The organism is Mesorhizobium sp. LNJC394B00 (genome assembly GCF_000502555.1).
Taxonomy (GTDB): Bacteria; Pseudomonadota; Alphaproteobacteria; order Rhizobiales; family Rhizobiaceae; genus Mesorhizobium.
On sequence record NZ_AYWH01000024.1, the window covers coordinates 1 to 17,840 of the forward strand.

Below are 17,840 nucleotides of genomic sequence, written 5' to 3' on the forward strand. Positions count from 1 at the left end.
TGGGCCGTGCGGCGAAAGATTGACCTCGCTGAACTGCCGCGGCGGCGCGCCGTCATCCGCTTCCATTTCCGCGAAGATCCCCCACCAAGGTGTCCCCATTACTGGTTTGTGGTCGAGCCAGGCTCAGACTTGCCCGAGCTATGCTCGCTCGACCCCGGCCGGGACGTCGATCTTTACGTCGAGACCGGCGTTGTTTCGCTGGGAGCGATCCTGGAGGGCCGCTCCAGCATCGAGCGTGAGAAAGAGAGGGGCGGCCTTTTCCTCATCGGCGACCTCGGCCTCGCGCGAAGCATGGACCGTTGGCTGCGAATCTCGGTCTACGCGGCGCTTGAGGGAATCGTCCAGCTTCCTTGAAAGCTATGTTTGGAGTGCAGCCTTATGCAACCCGCCCAGGACGACAAAGCCATTTGGCTGGCCTCAAAAGCTATGGTGCAATCGTCCGTTGTTGATTGCTGCTCACCGAAAGCCGCCAGTCCGCATTCGGCCCGACGCTGCCGGACCGCTTTGCCGCTCAATCTCAGTCGTAAAGTTGCATTTTCGTTGCCGGGAAGCAGACATTTTCTGCAAGGCGCTTCGCAGGGCTGGATAGGCTAGGCTCACGCGGACTTAGACCATGCGAAGTTTATCTCGAGCGATCTGCCACGCCGATTCGACATGTCGCCTTGCCGCCGCTTCCGCTTCATCGGGCTTGCGCGCCCTTATCGCATCCATGATCTCATTCATCTCGGTGATCGCCGGCTCGCGGCGGTTCTCCGAATGAATAGTCATCGAACGAAGCTGATTGATGCGGACATTCAACCCGCTGACGATTTCCCAGGCGACACGCTTGTCCGCGGCCTCGAACAGCGCCTCGTAGAATTTCGTCGTTGCCCGCATAACCGCCGTCGGCATCGCGGACGCCCACGCATCGAACAAATCCGCCAGCGCCCCTTCGAGCGTTGCCAACTGCTCGCCGGTGGCCGACAGGGCACAGGCTCGGGCCGCGATGCCTTCAAGCAGAGCCCGAAGCTCGTAGATCTCGTCGGTACGGCCGAGGTCCGGCCTGGCGACGGCCGGCCCATGCCCAGGGATCATCTGCACGAGCCCCTCTGCCTCCAGCTGCCGTAGAACCTCACGCACGACGGAACGGCTGACGCCGAGCTGGTCGCAAAGCGGCCGTTCGACGAGCCTTTCGCCAGGCTGGAAATGGAAATCCATGATCGCTTCGCGCATGCGCTCCAGCGCCAGCGTCCTCAAGGTCTTGGCGCTGCGGTCGATGCGAAGCGTGTCGTCTGGCATGTATGCCTCCTGCGCCGCTACCAAAACAGATTCGACGCCCGGTTGACAAGGTACTTGGCGCTCCATATCATGGTATACCATAAGATGACAACGGACGTCCCGAGGCATTACCTACCGAGGAATCGATGCAGCCCGCCATTCGTAAGATCGTGACTTATACCGAGAACATGCTGATCGAAGGCGGCAAGGCCGCCCCCCGGCCGCTGCGCCTTATCGGCGTCGCCGCGGTGCTGACCAATCCCTGGGCCGGTCGCGGCTTCACCGACGATCTGTCGCCCCAAATCCGAGCCTGTGCGCCGGTGCTGGGGGAGATCCTGACCCGCGAGATCGTTGCCGTCGCCGGTTCCGGCGAGGCTATCGAGGGCTATGGCAAGGCCGCCATCTGCGGTACGTCGGGCGAGATCGAGCATGCGTCGGCGCTGATCCACACACTCCATTTCGGCAATCATTTTCGCCGTGCCGTCGGCGCCAAGACCTACCTTGCCTTCACCAACCTGCGCGGCGGGCCAAACACGCCGATCATGATCCCGCTAATGGACAAGAATGACGAGGGACGGCGCTCGCATTACCTGACCGTTCATTTCCAGATCGGCGATGCGCCGGCGCCGGACGAACTGGTGGTCGCGCTTGGCGCTTCGATCGGCGGTCGCCCGCATCACCGCATCGGCGACCGCTATCAGGACCTCAAGGAGCTTGGGGACGTGCATGGCTGATGCTTCTGCATGGGCTCGACAGGGCACGGCGCCCGACGGCACCGGCTTCATCCGGGCCGGTGTCGGTACCCCAGTGCTGTTCATCCATGGTGTCGGCATGAACGCTGCGATCTGGCAGCCGCAGCTCGAGCGCATGGTTGGCCGCTTCGACGCGATCGCCATCGACATGCTCGGCCATGGTCAGTCGCCGCTGCCACCTCAAGATCCGGAACTGGCCGATTATGCCGACCAAGCCATTCGCCTCCTCGACCATCTCGGCCTCGACAAGGTATCCGTCGTCGGCCACTCGATGGGTGCACTCGTTGCTCAGGAACTCGCGCTGCGCGCACCGGAGCGCGTCCGCCGCATCGTTTCCCTGAATGCCGTGTTCCGGCGTCCACCTGAACTGGCCGAAGCCGTTCGCCAGCGCGCGGTCGCGCTCAACGGCCGCAGCGATACGGCCGGCACGGCACGGACCATCGCCCGCTGGTTCGGCGATCCGGTGCCGGCCGAGTTGGAAGCGGCAGCGCAGAAGACGGCATCCGCACTGAGCGCGGTCGACCCGGAAGGCTATGCCCGCACCTATCTCCTGTTCAGTCGTGCCGACGGCGATCATGCTGATCGCCTGCCGACGCTGGCCGTGCCGGCCCTGTTCATGACCGGCTCCGAGGACAGGAACTCTTCACCGGCAATGTCAGCCGCGATGGCACGCCTGGCGCCGCATGGCCGCTGCACGGTACTGCCAGGTGAGAAGCACATGATGGCGGTCGCGGCACCGGACCTCACCACGCGCTGCATCGTTGACTTCCTCACAGAGGACGAAGCGACCGAACAAGACGGCCCTGCGGAAGCAAATACCGGGTTCGACAGCGGCGAATTCCGCCGTGCGCTTGGCTCCTTCCTCACCGGCGTCACCATCGTCACCACGATCGGCCCCGAAGGCGAGCCGCGCGGCTTCACCGCCAACTCCTTCACCTCGGTGTCGCTCGATCCGCCGCTGGTGCTGGTCTGCATCGCACACAAGGCGCTTGGCCATCCCGTCTTCGCGACATCGAAGAGCTTCGCCATCAACGTTCTCAACGAGGGTCAAAAGGCAGCGTCCGGCATCTTCGCCTCGAAAGTGGCCGACAAGTTCGCCGCCGTTGCCTGGCGGCCGGGACGGACCGGCAGCCCTGTGCTGGACGGCTCCGTCGCGTCCTTCGACTGTGACATGGAGCGACTGGTCGAGGCCGGCGATCATTCGATCCTCATTGGGCGCGTCCGCGATTTCGAGCACAATTCCTCGCAGCCGCTCGGCTATTGCCGCGGCGCCTATGTCGCACCCGGCCTCAGCCAGGACGCGCTCGCCGCAACCCAACCCGGCACCGATGTTGGCGCCATCCTCGAAAATGGCGGCCGGATCCTGTTCGTGGAAACCGCGGACGGTTTTGAACTGCCGCGTGGCCGAGGATTGGGCTCGGCCAGCGACGGCAAAAGCCTGCGAGGGCTGCTTGCGGCGAAAGCCATCGAGGCTCAGCTCGGCTTCCTTTTCGCCGTCTGGGACGATGCCGGACCTGTTTCACGCACGCATGTCTACTATCGCGGCACGTTCGACGTGCCCGCTTCCAGCGATCGCGGCATCCGGCTGATCGAGATCGACGCGATCGAAGGATTGAAGATCGCCGATCCGGCGATCCGCTCGATGCTCGCGCGCTATGTCAGGGAATGCTCGGTGGATGCATTCGGTGTCTATGTCGGTAACAATGTCGAAGGCGAGGTCCGGCCGCTCGCCAGCGCCGGCGCTTCCGCCGTCAATACAGGTGACCAGCGATGAAATTCTCGCTTTTCGTGCACATGGAACGATCGGACCTGGCCAAGCCGCATTCCGAGCTTGTGACCGAGCTAGAAGAACTGGTCCTGCTGGCCGAGCAGGCAGGGTTCGAGACCGCCTGGATCGGCGAGCATCACGGCATGGAATTCACCATCTCGCCGAACCCCTTCATCAACATCGCCTATCTCGCCGCCAAGACCAGCCGCATCCGCCTCGGTACCGGAACCGTGATCGCGCCCTTCTGGCACCCGATCAAGCTTGCCGGCGAAGCCGCGATGGCCGACGTAATCAGCGGCGGCCGGCTCGACATCGGCATCGCGCGCGGCGCCTACAGCTATGAATATCAGCGCATCTTTCCAGGCCTCGACGCCTGGGGGGCCGGCCAGCGCATGCGCGAGATCATACCGGCGATCCGCGGCCTCTGGGACGGCGACTTCGAACTCTCCGGCGAGTTCTGGCAATTCCCGGCCACCACCTCCTCGCCCAAGCCGCTGCAGAAACCCTACCCGCCCATCTGGGTGGCGGCCCGCGACCCGAATTCGCATGATTTCGCCGTCGCCAATGGCTGCAAGGTCCAGGTGACGCCGCTGGCTTCCGGCGATCACGAGGTGACCAGCCTGATGCAGCGCTTCAACGGCGCCTGCACCGCGCATCCCGAGATCGAACGACCGGAAATCATGCTTTTGATGCACACCTTCGTCGCCGAAGACGCGACCGATGCCGATCGCCTCACCCAGGACCTGTCGACTTTCTACTGCCAGTTCGGCGCCTGGTTCCAGAACAAGAAGCCGGTGCATCAAGGCATATTGGAGCCGCTGACGGCGGATGAGATCGCGGCCATGCCGCAATACGCGCCGGACAAGATCAGGCAGAACCTGGTGATTGGCGAGGCTGATGAGGTCATCGCCCGTTTGAAGGCTTATGAGGCGCTCGGCTACGACCAGTATTCGATCTGGATCGACAGCGGCCTTTCGCACCAGCGCAAGATGAAATCGCTGCAATTGTTCATCGACCGGGTGATGCCGGCCTTCCTCTGATCGCGAGCCCATGACCGACGCTGTTTTCAGGAACTTCATCGACGGCCGCTTCGACGAGCCGTCCGCCACGTTCGACAGCGTCGACCCATCGGCCGGGACGGCCTGGGCCAGGATGCCGGCGGCGAGCGAAGCCGATGTCGACCGTGCCGTCGAGGCGGCGCACCGCGCGCTGCGCTCAGACCTATGGCGAAGGATGACTGCGACAGCGCGTGGAAAACTGCTGGTCAAGCTCGGCGACCTCGTCGCCGCCAATGCCGGGCGCCTTGCAGAACTCGAGACGCGCGACACCGGCAAGATCATCCGCGAAACCCGCGCCCAGATCGCCTATGTCGGCGATTACTACCGCTATTATGGCGGGCTTGCCGACAAGCACGAAGGCGCGCATGTGCCTGTTGACAAGGCGGATCTCGACGTCACCATACGCCGCGAACCGATCGGCGTCGTTGCCGCGGTGGTGCCGTGGAATTCGCAGCTCTTCCTCTCGGCCGTCAAGCTCGGCCCGGCGCTCGCCGCCGGCTGCACCATCGTGCTCAAGGCCTCCGAAGATGGGCCGGCGCCGCTGCTTGCCTTTGCCGAATTGGTTCATGAGGCCGGCTTTCCAGCCGGTGTCGTCAACATCCTCACCGGCTTTGGCCATGATTGCGGCCGGCGCCTGACCAGCCATCCGCTGGTTTCGCGCGTCGCCTTCACCGGCGGTCCGTCGACGGCGCGCGCCGTCGTCAGGAACACGGCGGAAAACCTTGCCTACACCACGCTCGAACTCGGTGGCAAAAGCCCGGTCGTCGTCTTTGCCGACGCCGACCTCGACAGTGCCGCCAATGCGGTGGTCGCCGGCATTTTCGCGGCGACCGGCCAGAGCTGCGTCGCCGGCTCGCGGCTGCTGGTTGAACTTTCGGTGAAGGATGAATTCCTCGCTCGCCTGAAGCGCAAGGCCGAGGCGATTCGCATCGGCGATCCGCAGGATCCGGCGACCGAAATGGGTCCGCTCGCCACGCTGCGGCAGCGCGACTGGATCGAGAAGGTTGTCGCGGAAAGCCTCACCGCGGGCGGCATGCTGGTCACCGGTGGAACACGGCCAGTCGGCAGCGGCTTCTACTACGCACCGACCATCATCGATGCCGGCGGCAGCGATCTGCCCTGCGTGCGGGAGGAATTGTTCGGACCGGTGCTCAGCGTGCTTGCCTTCGACAGCGAAGCGCAAGCGCTGGCACTCGCCAATGACACGCCGTTCGGCCTGGCTTCCGGCGTGTTCACCAGCAATCTCGGCAAGGCGCATCGCATGGCGCGCGACATCCATGCCGGCGTTGTCTGGGTCAACACCTATCGCGCCGTATCGCCGCTCGTTCCCTTCGGCGGCTACGGCCTGTCGGGCCTCGGCCGCGAAGGCGGTCTCGACGCCATCAGAGACTACACGCGCTCGAAATCCGTATGGATCAACACCTCGGACGAGCCGATCCCCGATCCCTTCGTCATGCGCTGAGTTGCGAAGGACGCAGGTGCACTGAGAAAAACAAGAACAGACCAACAGAGGAGAATGAGAATGAAATTGATTTTGACCGGCCTGCTGGCCGGACTGCTCGCGGCGACAGCCGCCAAGGCCGATGAGATGGCGTTCACCAGCTGGGGCGGCACCACGCAGGAGGCGCAGACCAAGTCCTGGGCCGCCCCCTTCGAGGCCAGCTCCGGCATCAAGGTTTTGCAGGATGGACCGACCGACTACGGCAAGCTCAAGGCCATGGTCGACGCCGGCAACGTCACCTGGGATGTCGTCGACGTGGAGATGGATTTCGCCATCAAGGCCGCCAAGGACGGACTGCTCGAGCCGATCGACTATGCGGTCGTGCCCAAGACCGATCTCGACCCGCGCTTCAGCAATGAGCATGCCGTCGGCAGCTTCTACTATTCCTTCGTGCTCGCCTGGAACAAGGGCGCCGTCCCGGGCGAACCGGCCGGCTGGGCCGACATGTTCGACACCAAGAAGTTTCCCGGCAAGCGGACCTTCTACAAATGGTCGGCGCCGGGCGTGATCGAGATCGCTCTGCTGGCCGACGGCGTGCCGGCGGACAAGCTCTATCCGCTCGACCTCGACCGTGCCTTCAAGAAGCTCGACACCATCAAGTCCGACATCGTCTGGTGGGGCGGCGGCGCCGAGTCGCAGCAGTTGATCGCCTCCGGCGAGGCCGCCTTCGGGCAATTGTGGAACGGGCGCGTCTTCGCCCTTCAGCAGGACGGCACCGATGTCGGCGTCTCCTGGAACCAGAACCTCACCGCCGCCGACGTGCTCGTCGTGCCGAAGGGTACCAAGAACAAGGCCAGCGCGATGAAGTTCCTTGCCGCCGCCACCAGCCCGACCGGCCAAGCGAAATTCGCCGAAGCAAGCGGCTATGCGCCCATCAACACCAAGGCCAAGGCGGAGATGCCGGCCGATGCCGTCAAGGCCCTGCCAGATGCCCATGTCGAGGGCCAGATCAATCTGGACATGAACTACTGGGCCGAGCATCGCGACGAGATCGCGACGCGCTGGTATGCCTGGCAGACCAAGTAACGCCGTTGCAGACCCACGGGGCGCGGCTTGCGCGCCCCGTTTCGAGACAGGACCGCTCGATGCAAGGAAATTCTCCTAGACGCGGCTCGATCGTCGGCCTCCCGGCCGGCAGTGGCAGCGCCTTGCCGGCCCTGCTCCTGGTCGGGCTGTTCTTCATCGTGCCGGTGATCGCCCTGCTGCTGCGCAGCGTCACCGATCCCGAACCGGGCTTGCAGAACTACGCGGCGCTGTTCGGCAGCGGCACCTATGTGCGGGTGTTCCTCAACACCTTCCTGGTTGCATCGGTCGTCACCGCCGTCACCATCCTGGTGGCGTTCCCCGTCGCCTGGATGCTGGCGATCATGCCGCCCGCCCTGGGCTCGATCGTCTTCGGCATCATCATCCTGTCTATGTGGACGAACCTTCTTACCCGCACCTATGCGTGGATGGTGCTGCTACAGCGCACCGGTGTGATCAACCGGGCACTGATGGGCCTGGACATCATTCACGAGCCGCTGCCGCTCATCAACAATCTGACCGGCGTCACCATCGGCATGGTCTACATCATGCTGCCCTTCATGATCCTGCCGCTGGTCGGCACACTGAGGGCGATAGACCCGATGACGCTGCGCGCGGCAGCCCTTTGCGGCGCAAGCCCGTTCGAGGCCTTCCGCCGCATCCTCTTGCCGCTGTCGCTGCCCGGCGTCGCTGCTGGCGGCCTGATGGTCTTCGTCATGTCGCTTGGCTACTTCGTCACCCCGGCCCTGCTCGGCGGCACATCGAACATGATGCTGGCCGAGATGATCGCCCAGACGGTGCAGTCGCTGCTCAACTGGGGGCTCGGCAGTGCGGCCGCCTTTGTCCTGCTTGCCGTCACCATGGCGCTATACGCGATCCAGCTTCGCCTGGTTGTTGCCAGGCGCGCCGGGGGAGGGACCTGACATGCTGCTCGACTATGAACGGCTCGGATGGCTGCGCATGGTGCTTGGCGGCTTCACGGCGGCCGTCGCGGCTTTCCTGCTGCTGCCGGTGGTCTTCATCGTGCTCCTGTCATTCGGCTCGTCGCGCTGGCTGGCCTTTCCGCCACCCGGGTGGACGCTGAAATGGTATCAGCAGTTGCTGGGCGACCCGACCTGGATCGATGCCGCGCTGACCAGTGCCCGAATTGCCGCCATGGCCGCTATCCTCGCCGTCATCATCGGCCTGTTCGCCTCCTTCAGCCTGGTTAGGGGTGAGTTTCGCGGACGCCAGGTCCTGCGCGGCTTGCTGTTGACGCCGATGGTGCTGCCAGTGGTCGTTTTCGCCATCGCCATCTACGCCTTCTTCCTGCGCATCGGCCTTGCCGGCACCACGGTCGGCTTCGTCATCGCCCACACCATCTTGGCGCTGCCTTTCGCGATAATTCCGATCACGGCCGCGCTCGAGGGTTTTGACAAATCCATCGAGGACGCGGCCATCGTCTGCGGCGCCAGCCCGCTGCAGGCGAGGCTTAGGATCACCTTGCCGTCGATCAGGATCGGCATCTTCTCGGCGGCGATCTTCTCTTTCCTGGCCTCATGGGACGAGGTCGTGGTGGCGATCTTCATGGCGAGCCCGACCTTGCAAACCTTGCCGGTGAAAATCTGGGGCAGCCTGCGCGCCGACCTCAGCCCGGTCGTCGCCGCCGCCTCCAGCCTGCTTGTCGGCTTGACCTTGTGCCTGATGATCGTGACCGCACTCCTTCGCAGAAAATTGTCCAGATGATCCCTCCCTTCCTGTCCATACGCGCAGTAAGAAAGACGTTCGGTGCCTTCGTCGCCGTCCACGACGTAACCATCGATGTGCCCAAAGGTGAATTCCTGACGTTCCTCGGCCCGTCCGGCTCCGGCAAGTCGACGACGCTCTACGCCATTGCCGGTTTCCAGGATCCGAGCTCTGGCGATGTGCTTCTGGAGGACATGTCGCTGCTTTCGGTTCCGTCGCACAAGCGCAACATCGGCATGGTTTTCCAGCGTTACACCCTGTTTCCGCATCTGAGCGTCGCCGAGAACGTCGCCTTTCCGCTGCGCGTGCGCCGCCGGCCCGACGGCGAGGTCAAGCGCAAGGTTGCCGACATGCTGGCGCTGGTGCGCCTCGAAAACTTCGCCGACCGCCATCCGGGCGCGCTGTCTGGCGGCCAGCAGCAGCGCGTGGCGCTTGCACGCGCGCTGGCCTACGACCCACCGATCCTTTTGATGGACGAACCGCTGTCGGCACTCGACAAGAAGTTGCGCCAGGAGATCCAGGCCGAGATCCGCCGCATCCACCGCGAGACCGGCGTCACGATCCTCTATGTCACGCATGACCAGGAGGAGGCGCTGCATCTTTCCGATCGCATCGCTCTGTTCAGGGAAGGCCGTATCGAACAGATCGGCACCGGTGAGGATCTTTACCTCCGGCCGGCGAGCGAGTTTGTCGCCGGCTTCATCGGCAACTCGAATTTCTTGCCGGCCGAGCATCTGCTAACCGCAGGTGGTGCGGCGACGGTCCGCCTGGTCGACGGCTCGATCGTGACCGGCGTAAAGACGACAACATCCTTTGGTCAAGGCCAAAAGGTGCGCCTGATGGTACGCCCCGAAGCCTTCCGCCTGACGCCCGGGCCAGCGAGCGCAGCACTCGCCGTCGAGATCGTCGATACCGCCTTCTTCGGCGACCGCCGGCGCATCGTGGCGCGCACGGCGGCCGGGGAAGATATCGACGTCAGGCCAACCTCCGATGCAGAGGAAGCGGACAGCGCCATCGCACCGGGTCAACGCATTTTCTTCGATCCTGCCTCGGCATTCCTGTTCCCTGTCTAGGGCTTGGATTGCGCCCTGTTAGGTCGATTCCATTGCGGCATGAAAGTGCGCCTGTGAAAATTCATGCTTAGAAGCTGACAGTCCCATTTCGGCCCCAAGCTGTTATGCTGGCGATCCCTGTTTCTCCTATGGCCCGGCCGCTTCCGGGCGGCGGAGCTGGGGAAGCGGACATCCGCCGAACTTCGTAGACGAGGCCCTTTCATCTCGGCCATTCAGTAGCCGCCAGGGTTCCTGGATGCCGACGTTGCTTATAGCAGCGAAGCAATCGATACCGCCGCTCTTGCCACCTCGTATCGTGATGACGGTTGCGAGGGAGAATGCAGCTAGTGCACAGTAGCCTCGGAGGTGAAGATGTTGTTCGCGTCACACTCCGATCATGTTCGTGCCGCGCACGAGGATCCTCACATGGACAAAGCGACGACCATCGTTGGAATAGACTGTAGCCCACGCGCGTCCAGTAACTCAGGGCGGATGCTCGGCGAGGTTCTTCGCTCGCTCGAGAGAGATCGGCTGGTGAAGGTCGTGGAACAGGTGCGTCTGGCCGATGAGCGTATCGACTGTCTCGGGTGCGAGCAGTGTTATCAAACGTTCGGATACCACGGTGACGGGATCGATCGTGTTCTGTCATTCATGAAAGAGTCGGACGTGATTCTGATGGCTACTCCCACCTGCTTCGGAATGCCGCCGGCCCTGGGCGTCGTCTTGCTCAACAGATCGGATCCCCTGTGGCGCGACGGACAACAGCTCAAAGGAAAACTCGGAGCGGTCATCGTCAACGGCGCCAGCGATCCCTCGGACGATCCGAGTGTGCGCCTATGCGCGGACAACATGATCAAGTTTCTCGAGCAGCACGAGATGTCCTGCGTCCAGCCGGTCCATCTGGGCGGAACGCTCGCGTATCCCGAGCAACGGTTTCCAGACCCGCTCCCCGCCGGTACAACAGGCGTTCTCGGTCAATTGGCTGACGAGATCCGGCAGTGGGTCGGGAGCAGGTGATGCCGGCACATCTCTTGCTCAGTATTCTGTGCGAGAGTCGTTGCTCAGCTGGTCCGCGCTGCACTGCCGCGGAGGAACCGTGACGCCAGAAAAAGACAGCTTTCACATCGACAGCGTCGACGAGGTCGTAAGACGCGGTCGACATCAGCCCAAGCTGAGCGGTAGCAATTCGATCCTCGAACCCAGAAGCTTGGTCCGCGAACGGCCAGTTGGGCCTGCAACGGCAGCTTCGAGCAATCGTCGGCGACAGCGGAGCGACTGGAATGGGATCGGCAGCAGAACGGCAGCTTCTTGCAACTTCCCGGCGAAAAAACCGACGGTATCGGCCTCGTTCCAGCTGTCACGGGTCCGGCCGGTAAGAGCGCCCGCTAAACTTGGTCGTCAAAGCCGCGTTCGCCGATCTGCTCTGCGCATTGAGCGAGTTCCGATTGCCGCGACGCTCGTAACTAGTCTTACCGTGCCCGCCCTATACCCTCGACTGGCCGGGGGCTCTCGTGCCGGCGCCGAGCCGGAGCACTATGGCGGACAAGGACACCAGGGGCGGTCACAGTCCCAGTGCCGCAGCGAACCGTTCCTGGAAATACTGCACTCCCCGCTCATGCCGCCCCGAGAGCGGGCCGGAGCTATATGCCCCTGCGGCATAGTTGCGATGCGTATCGGGGCAGATGGTGTAGTCCTCGCGTACCACGGCCAGAGTGCCTTGCACGGATTTCGCCCTGCTCTCGGATGCTTCAGCAGCGATATCGGCAAAGAAGAAATGGTAATGCTGGTCTGTGTGATGCGGTGAGGTCGGATTGATCCGGCTAACGTTCATGCCGCCATCGAAAAGCGACAGCGTCCAGTTCGGCCACATCCAAAGCCATTTGCCGCGATAGAACAGATCGTCTTTCGGCGGTGCGGTCATCCGGACTAACCGGGATGGGCGGTGGTCTGGAAAGCTTCGAAGTCGATGGCAGCGTAGAACGAGGGATGCGTGCCAGGGGTGTGGTAGCCTTCGACGAAATTGTCGGTGTAGATCTTCCAGTTCGCCGCAAAGCTGACCGTGGCCTGATCGGTGGCGGCATAGGTCTCCAACGGCTCGTCCGCCAGTTCGGCGGGCAGAGAGCCAAGTTGATCCAGAAGACTTTCCTTCGGGTCAAGTGCCGCGAAGAGCAGCCCGCGCCATTCGGACAACTGCACCGTGTCCAGCGGCCAGTCTTCGGCGATGATCGCGGGATCCTTGCCATACCATGGGGCCTGCAGCAGCCGCCCGGTGTCGGCAAAGGACCATTTGTGATAGGGGCAAACGATCAGCCCACATTTGCCCGCGCCATCGGCCAGAAGTTTCGCCCCCCGGTGGCGGCAGACGTTCTTAAATCCGCGCAAGGTCCCGTCCCGGCCCCGGATGGCAAAGATCGGCGTGCCGGCGATGTCGATGGCAAGGTATTGACCGGACGTCGCGACCGAGGCGACAGGGCCCATGAACTGCCAGGTGTGCGCGAAGATGTTGCACCGCTCCTGCTGCCAGATATCATCGCGGACATAGAGCGACGGGTCCAAGTTCAGGTATTGCACGGGCGGAGTGTCGAGTGGCGGGTGGTCGGGGCGCAAGGTATCTGGCGTCATAGGCTAACCTCCAGTTCCGGCAATCCTGTCGTAAGCGGGGCGACATCCCAAGGGAACTGGCTCTGCTGCGCACAGCCTGTAAGCCGGTGCAATTTTGCTCTAACGCAGATTTGCTGGAGTTGCGGTTCATTTCCAATTCGCCGACCTAGTTGTCGACCGCGATCAACACGTCGGATGCCATAACAGCAGCATGGGCTCCAGGCCGACCTCGAGCCCAGTTCGTCGCCTGATGAACGGCGGGTCAGAATGGTGCGGTTCGCGCGCGAACGACGCGGATGGGGTCGGTTGCCGAACGGCAGCTATCCGCCGAGCCCGACCGAAACCTGACAGTCAGCAGCCGGCCCAGCAACAGTCTAGCGGCGTTTCTCTGGTGGCCAATCATGGCTGCAGGAGAAGCGAAATGGGACACTCGTGCTACGACCTCACCGACTCCGACCGCCGGGCATGGAATGCCGGGAAGAAGGTCGGGACGAAACGACCTCTGAAACCTCGACAGATATGGGCGATACGCTTCTTTCTCGATCGAGAGCTGCGTCTGCGAGACAGAGCGCTCTTCGATTTGGCGATCGACAGCAAGTTGCGCGGCTGCGATCTCGTCAAGATCAAAATCGGCAACCTCGTGGTAGGACCGGAAGTCCGAACTCGCGCGATGGTCATCCAACAGAAAACTGGCCGACCTGTTCAGTTCGAGTTGATGAGCGACGTACGCTCCAGCCTTCTCGCATGGCTGGAGCGACGCGGCGGAACAGTCGATGATTACGCGTTTCCGAGCAGGATCAATCCAAGGGCTCACATGAGTACAAGGCAGTATGCACGCCTCGTCGACGAATGGGTCGAGGCGATCGGGCTTAGACCAGAGGAATACGGAACCCATTCCCTGCGTCGCACCAAGGCCTCGATTATCTACAAAGCGACGGGAAATCTGCGAGCCATCCAGATTTTGCTCGGTCATACTAAGATCGAGAACACGGTCCGCTATCTGGGAGTCGATGTTGAGGATGCTCTCGAACTTTCCGAGGCAACTGAGGTTTGATCAGGTGCGGCTCCACTTCACGAGTGGAGCCGTGACCAATTTGCGCCGGTGGGTTCAACCGGTCATCGTAACACCTTCTGTAGCCTATCGGCCGGCGTTTCGAAGTCCAGGGTTTTCGGGGTCGCTGATTGAGCTGCAGGGCGACGGCGTTGAGTTGGGCCTGCGAGACATGGGAGAGGTTGGTTTCTCTCGGGAAGTACTGCCTGAGCGGACCGATGGTATTTTCATTGCTGCCGCGCTGACAGGGACTTCGCGGATCGCAGAAGTAGACCTGTAGATCGGTTGCAACGGTGAAGCTCATGTGCCGAGCCATCTCCTTGCCCTGGTCCCACGTTAGCGAGCGTCGTAACTCTTCGGGCAATGTGCCGTTCGTCTGGGCAAGGGCCGCCACGACGGTGGCCGAGTCCCTCCTCGCCACCTTTACAAGCATCGTGAACCGGCTGTGTCGCTCCACGAGGGTGGCGATGTGCGTGTCGTTCGCGCCGGTGAGCAGATCACCCTCCCAAATGGCCTGGGATGGCGCGATCCTCAGCCTCGGCGGGGCGCTCGCGGATGGAGATCATATCGAGTATTTGTCCTTGCCCCGTCCGGCTCTGTGCGCCTTTTGCGAGCCGCATCTGTCGTTTGGTACACAGGTGCGCTGTTAGTTCCTTCTTGAGCGCCCCTCGCGACTGGATGAATAGACTGCGATAGATCGCTTCATGAGATATCCGCATGCTTGGATCGCCTGGGTACTCTCGCCTCAGCCAGCCCGCTATCTGCTCCGGGGACCATTGCAGCGCTAGCTTTTGCGCCACCTGCCATCGTAGCCGCCCAGAGCTTGCCAGGCGACACTGCTTCGGGCGCAGCGCTCGCACCCAAGCATGCTTGTCGGCCCGGGTTGCACGATACGCTTGTGCACCGCCATTGCGCGAGATAACGCGACATATTGTCGATGGGGATCGCCCGAGACTTCGTGCAATAGCGCGGATCGCAAGACCCGCCGCGATCCCGCGAGAGATCTCTTCGCGTTCCGCCAGCCCGAGCGCCAAGGCCCCTCTACGCCTAGCTGACGGAGCAATGCCGCTGCGTAAGGATACGATCCGCTGAACGCCGGTCTTGTTCCGGCGGTCAAGTGCTCTGACCTCGGTTCCATCGCTCCCAAAGCTCGACCTTCTGCGCTGACGTAAACCAGATCCGTGAGGTCACCATGCAACACCTCTTCATCCTCTCAGATTAAAGCGGGTTGCGACGACCGGTTGAACCCGCCGCCTCATTCCGGTCGTTCGCCCACCTTCCGAAAACGGGTCGCCGGCGGTGAACTCAACTCTAACTTGTCGTCAGTAAGTTGTGTTCCGTGCCTCCTGGCCTAAGCGATTGCGTTTTTGCAATATCTCAGCTCAGCTCCGGCGTTAATTTAGATCAATCTAATGGACCCCTAATGAGTGCGCGCTTATCGACGGCCATTAGGATCGGGGAAGCCGCAAAGGCGATCTTCCGAAAAACTCAGAGCTTTCCAAGCCGAGAATTCGGAAAGCATGCAGACCTGAGCGAACGCGAACACGTCGGTGTTGAACCGATGCTTTTGGCGCTTTCTATGGAGCTGGCACTCAAAGCGTGGTTCGTCTTCGACCATGAAAATCCAAGAGTCGTCAAATCGCACAACCTGATAAGGCTGTTTGATCGCCTAAAGCCCGAAAGCCAAGAGAAACTCGACGCGGAGTTCAAAAGGTCAGTGGTCCCGTATCATCCCAATGGTTTCTACATCGAGTACAGCATTCGTCACATTCTGTATCAACACCAAGATGCCTTCACCGACTGGCGCTATCTTCACGAGGCAAAGAAATCGATGATGTTCGATCAGAGTGCTTTTGAGGCAACGCTCGAAATGGTGCTCCGTGAGTTCGAGAAGAGGTATCGGATTGAGCGGGTGAAGCCGCTTTGGCCATCCTGAATGTAGTCAGGATCGGAGGCCCCGATGCGGCCTTGATTGTTTCGAGCGGTAGCTTTGGGACCGGAGCTTTCCTTGCCGGAGGGAAGGGCTAACGACCGCAACGAGGCGGGCAGCGGCCTGACCGTTCCGGGCTTCAGGACCACGTGGCCTCGTCCGAAACCCACTTATGGAACGCGGCGATACGAGGGTCGGTCCAGCAATCTTTTCTGCAACACAAATGATAGGCCTCCGTGTCGTCAGAGATCTGCATATCTTTGAACGGCAGCACCAGTTCTCCCTTGGCAATCTCGTCGTGAAGCACAGAGAGGTCTCCGATCGCGACGCCCTGGCCCATGGCCGCGGCACGATAGGCCATATCCGCACTGGGAAAAACCTCACCCGAGTTCACGTCAAGAAGGTTCGGCGCAAATCGCCCAGCCCAAACTTTCCAATCGTGCCGATCAGGCGTCTCATGCAGCAGGTTATGGTGAACCAGGTCGGCAGGAAACGTTATTGGCACGCCCCTCTCCAGTAGCTTTGTAGAGCAAACTGGGGTGCCGAACGATTGCAACACCAACACCGCCTCGATATCTTTCGGCCGATTTGGATAACCGCAGTCAAAGGCGAGATCGAACTCACCTCCGAAGAAAATTTCCCAGTCAAAAGGAGCGGTCGTTACCCGAATACCGATTGCAGGCCATTGCTGCTTGAAACGGTCAAGCCGCGGTAGCAGCCACCGAATGGAGAAGGTGGGCGGGCAGATAACCTTCAGATGCCGAGGCTGGCGTTGCACGTCTTGAGCTCCCGCGGCAATGCTTTCGAACGCGGCCGCCAGGATCGGTTGAAAATTGCGCCCCGCATCGGTCAAAACCAACCGGCGCGGCAATCGTCGAAACAATTCCACTTGCAATGCTGTTTCCAACAGCTTGACGTGCCTGCTGATCGCTCCTTCGGTCACGCATAGCTCCTCAGCCGCGCGCGCAAAGCTTTCGTGGCGCGCGGCTGCTTCAAAGGCCCGAAGCGCATTGAGTGAAGGGAGACGCATCGACTGTCACTACCTCAGGAATTCTGAGCCTATCCCAGAGAAAGACTGGTTTGTAGCCGGTACGCTGTCTGCCTACGCTGTCATCTGCAAGCGCGAGGTTGGCACGGAGGCCTGACGGTGAGCAACAATCTTCTTGCATCGACGTTTCAGGACTTGTCCCATGAGGTTCGAGCAATCAGAATAGCTCGCTATGTCTCAAGATGGCGGCAACGGCATTTCTACCGCCGTGACCTAGCGCGACTATCGGGGGTAGCGCCGCACATGATCGACGATATTGGATTGACGGAGGACGAAGTGGAGTCTGAACTTGCAAAGCCATTCTGGCGATGATCGGATCCTGACTAGGCCGACCACTTGAAAGCTGGAACCCTTTGTCGAGTGCGCTAAGCTTCCCCTTCAGGTCAAGTCACGACGCGCCCACCCCAACCCTGAATGTCCGGCCTTGAAGATTCGCAGACCGAAGCTGCCGGTCAGCTACCGGCTCAAAAAATCTACCGGTCAGCAATGCGCCTTAACTCGACCAGAGAGTTCAATTTTGCAGCGGCCCGAATGGAGACATCGCCGGCGACCACGCCGAACGCCGCGGTTGCGCCTCAAAAACGTTGTTAAAGAATGGCCCCTAATTCGGCTGATCAATTGCCGCCCTCAAGCGGCCTCAGCCCGCGGGGCTTTCCCTTCTCACCAATTTCCCGTCTGGTTCTGCGCTGCACTCTTAAGCGCGAGAGAGGCGGATGTATCGAAACTGTCGGCGCAGGCCGCCTCGACGTCTGCTTTGGTTAAGCCAACGTCGCGCAGAAGGAAGTTGGACAGGTGACCAAGCCCACGCTTTATGTTGCGGCGGGTCCGCCACTCACAGACAAGGGCCAGCAACCGTTCGAGCGGAGGATCAAAAAAAGTGCGCGGCAAGCGCCGTGCGGTCTCGCCTAGTGTCGTTTGCGTAATGTTACGCCAGGTCATGGTAGCCTCCGTTGGGGGATGCACGAATGACGACCACCATCATGGCAGAGGACGGGAAGGCACCAGGGCAGCTTCGGAAGCGTTCCGCTTCAGATTGTGAACTGGCCTCAGACCTCCGAAAGGCCTAACCTGCGG

At 61.7% G+C, this 17,840-nt stretch carries 16 protein-coding genes and 2 pseudogenes; 12 read left to right on the plus strand and 6 right to left on the minus strand.

Features of this window, described 5'->3' with window-relative positions; translation table 11 throughout:
- Positions 1 to 354 (plus strand): annotated as a pseudogene (locus X751_RS1000000167685) (transcriptional regulator); the annotation flags it as partial.
- A gap of 252 nt (positions 355 to 606) precedes the next feature.
- Here X751_RS1000000167685 and X751_RS135395 read toward each other — a convergent pair.
- The gene (locus tag X751_RS135395) at positions 607 to 1,278 is read right to left on the minus strand and encodes a GntR family transcriptional regulator (protein WP_023697480.1); all 672 of its coding nucleotides are present in this window, start codon (positions 1,276 to 1,278) and stop codon (positions 607 to 609) included.
- A gap of 125 nt (positions 1,279 to 1,403) precedes the next feature.
- Here X751_RS135395 and X751_RS135390 point away from each other — a divergent pair, with 125 nt between their 5' ends.
- The 9 genes from X751_RS135390 to X751_RS135350 all read left to right on the plus strand — a co-directional run bounded on the left by X751_RS135390 (position 1,404) and on the right by X751_RS135350 (position 11,153).
- Entirely contained in the window at positions 1,404 to 1,991 is a 588-nt protein-coding gene (locus tag X751_RS135390; protein WP_023697481.1) for an amino acid synthesis family protein, read from the plus strand.
- On the plus strand, positions 1,984 to 3,783 hold the full coding sequence (locus X751_RS135385; protein WP_023697482.1) for an alpha/beta fold hydrolase: 1,800 nt from the start codon (positions 1,984 to 1,986) through the stop codon (positions 3,781 to 3,783). The genes X751_RS135390 and X751_RS135385 overlap by 8 nt, the downstream gene beginning before the upstream one ends.
- Complete coding sequence (locus X751_RS135380; RefSeq protein ID WP_023697483.1) at positions 3,780 to 4,817, plus strand: LLM class flavin-dependent oxidoreductase; 1,038 nt, start codon at positions 3,780 to 3,782, stop codon at positions 4,815 to 4,817. Before X751_RS135385 ends, X751_RS135380 begins: the two co-directional genes overlap by 4 nt.
- A gap of 10 nt (positions 4,818 to 4,827) precedes the next feature.
- Positions 4,828 to 6,297: an aldehyde dehydrogenase gene (locus X751_RS135375; protein WP_023697484.1), complete on the plus strand. Its 1,470-nt coding sequence runs from the start codon at positions 4,828 to 4,830 to the stop codon at positions 6,295 to 6,297.
- Positions 6,298 to 6,357: 60 nt separating this feature from the next.
- Positions 6,358 to 7,362 carry an ABC transporter substrate-binding protein gene (locus X751_RS135370; protein ID WP_023697485.1) on the plus strand — a complete coding sequence of 335 codons (1,005 nt, stop codon included), beginning with the start codon at positions 6,358 to 6,360 and terminating at the stop codon, positions 7,360 to 7,362.
- Between the two features lie 59 nt (positions 7,363 to 7,421).
- A complete protein-coding gene (locus X751_RS135365; RefSeq protein WP_023697486.1) occupies positions 7,422 to 8,282 on the plus strand; it encodes an ABC transporter permease in 861 nt (286 codons plus the stop codon).
- Between the two features lies 1 nt (position 8,283).
- Positions 8,284 to 9,084 carry an ABC transporter permease gene (locus X751_RS135360; RefSeq protein ID WP_023697487.1) on the plus strand — a complete coding sequence of 267 codons (801 nt, stop codon included), beginning with the start codon at positions 8,284 to 8,286 and terminating at the stop codon, positions 9,082 to 9,084.
- Positions 9,081 to 10,157 carry an ABC transporter ATP-binding protein gene (locus tag X751_RS135355; RefSeq protein ID WP_023697488.1) on the plus strand — a complete coding sequence of 359 codons (1,077 nt, stop codon included), beginning with the start codon at positions 9,081 to 9,083 and terminating at the stop codon, positions 10,155 to 10,157. Before X751_RS135360 ends, X751_RS135355 begins: the two co-directional genes overlap by 4 nt.
- Before the next feature lie 405 nt (positions 10,158 to 10,562).
- A complete protein-coding gene (locus X751_RS135350; protein ID WP_023697489.1) occupies positions 10,563 to 11,153 on the plus strand; it encodes a flavodoxin family protein in 591 nt (196 codons plus the stop codon).
- A gap of 544 nt (positions 11,154 to 11,697) precedes the next feature.
- On the opposite strand, the gene X751_RS1000000168545 is transcribed toward X751_RS135350, so the two are convergent.
- Complete coding sequence (locus tag X751_RS1000000168545) at positions 11,698 to 12,057, minus strand: SRPBCC family protein (RefSeq protein ID WP_023697490.1); 360 nt, start codon at positions 12,055 to 12,057, stop codon at positions 11,698 to 11,700.
- Between the two features lie 5 nt (positions 12,058 to 12,062).
- Positions 12,063 to 12,758, minus strand: coding sequence for a Rieske (2Fe-2S) protein (locus tag X751_RS1000000168550; RefSeq protein ID WP_023697491.1), 696 nt, complete (start codon positions 12,756 to 12,758; stop codon positions 12,063 to 12,065).
- A gap of 400 nt (positions 12,759 to 13,158) precedes the next feature.
- On the opposite strand from X751_RS1000000168550, the gene X751_RS135335 reads away from it, so the two are divergent.
- Positions 13,159 to 13,791, plus strand: coding sequence for a tyrosine-type recombinase/integrase (locus tag X751_RS135335; protein WP_023697492.1), 633 nt, complete (start codon positions 13,159 to 13,161; stop codon positions 13,789 to 13,791).
- 62 nt (positions 13,792 to 13,853) lie between these two features.
- Here the strand turns inward: X751_RS135335 and X751_RS1000000166580 are convergent.
- Positions 13,854 to 14,997: pseudogene (locus X751_RS1000000166580) on the minus strand (IS30 family transposase).
- Positions 14,998 to 15,211: 214 nt separating this feature from the next.
- On the opposite strand from X751_RS1000000166580, the gene X751_RS135330 reads away from it, so the two are divergent.
- Complete coding sequence (locus X751_RS135330) at positions 15,212 to 15,724, plus strand: hypothetical protein (protein ID WP_023731489.1); 513 nt, start codon at positions 15,212 to 15,214, stop codon at positions 15,722 to 15,724.
- Positions 15,725 to 15,857: 133 nt separating this feature from the next.
- On the opposite strand, the gene X751_RS135325 is transcribed toward X751_RS135330, so the two are convergent.
- Both X751_RS135325 and X751_RS1000000167345 read right to left on the minus strand, forming a co-directional pair.
- A complete protein-coding gene (locus tag X751_RS135325; RefSeq protein ID WP_023697495.1) occupies positions 15,858 to 16,748 on the minus strand; it encodes a LysR substrate-binding domain-containing protein in 891 nt (296 codons plus the stop codon).
- A 678-nt stretch (positions 16,749 to 17,426) separates the two neighbouring features.
- The gene (locus X751_RS1000000167345; protein WP_156936438.1) at positions 17,427 to 17,705 is read right to left on the minus strand and encodes a DUF1127 domain-containing protein; all 279 of its coding nucleotides are present in this window, start codon (positions 17,703 to 17,705) and stop codon (positions 17,427 to 17,429) included.
- Between the last annotated feature and the right edge of the window lie 135 nt (positions 17,706 to 17,840).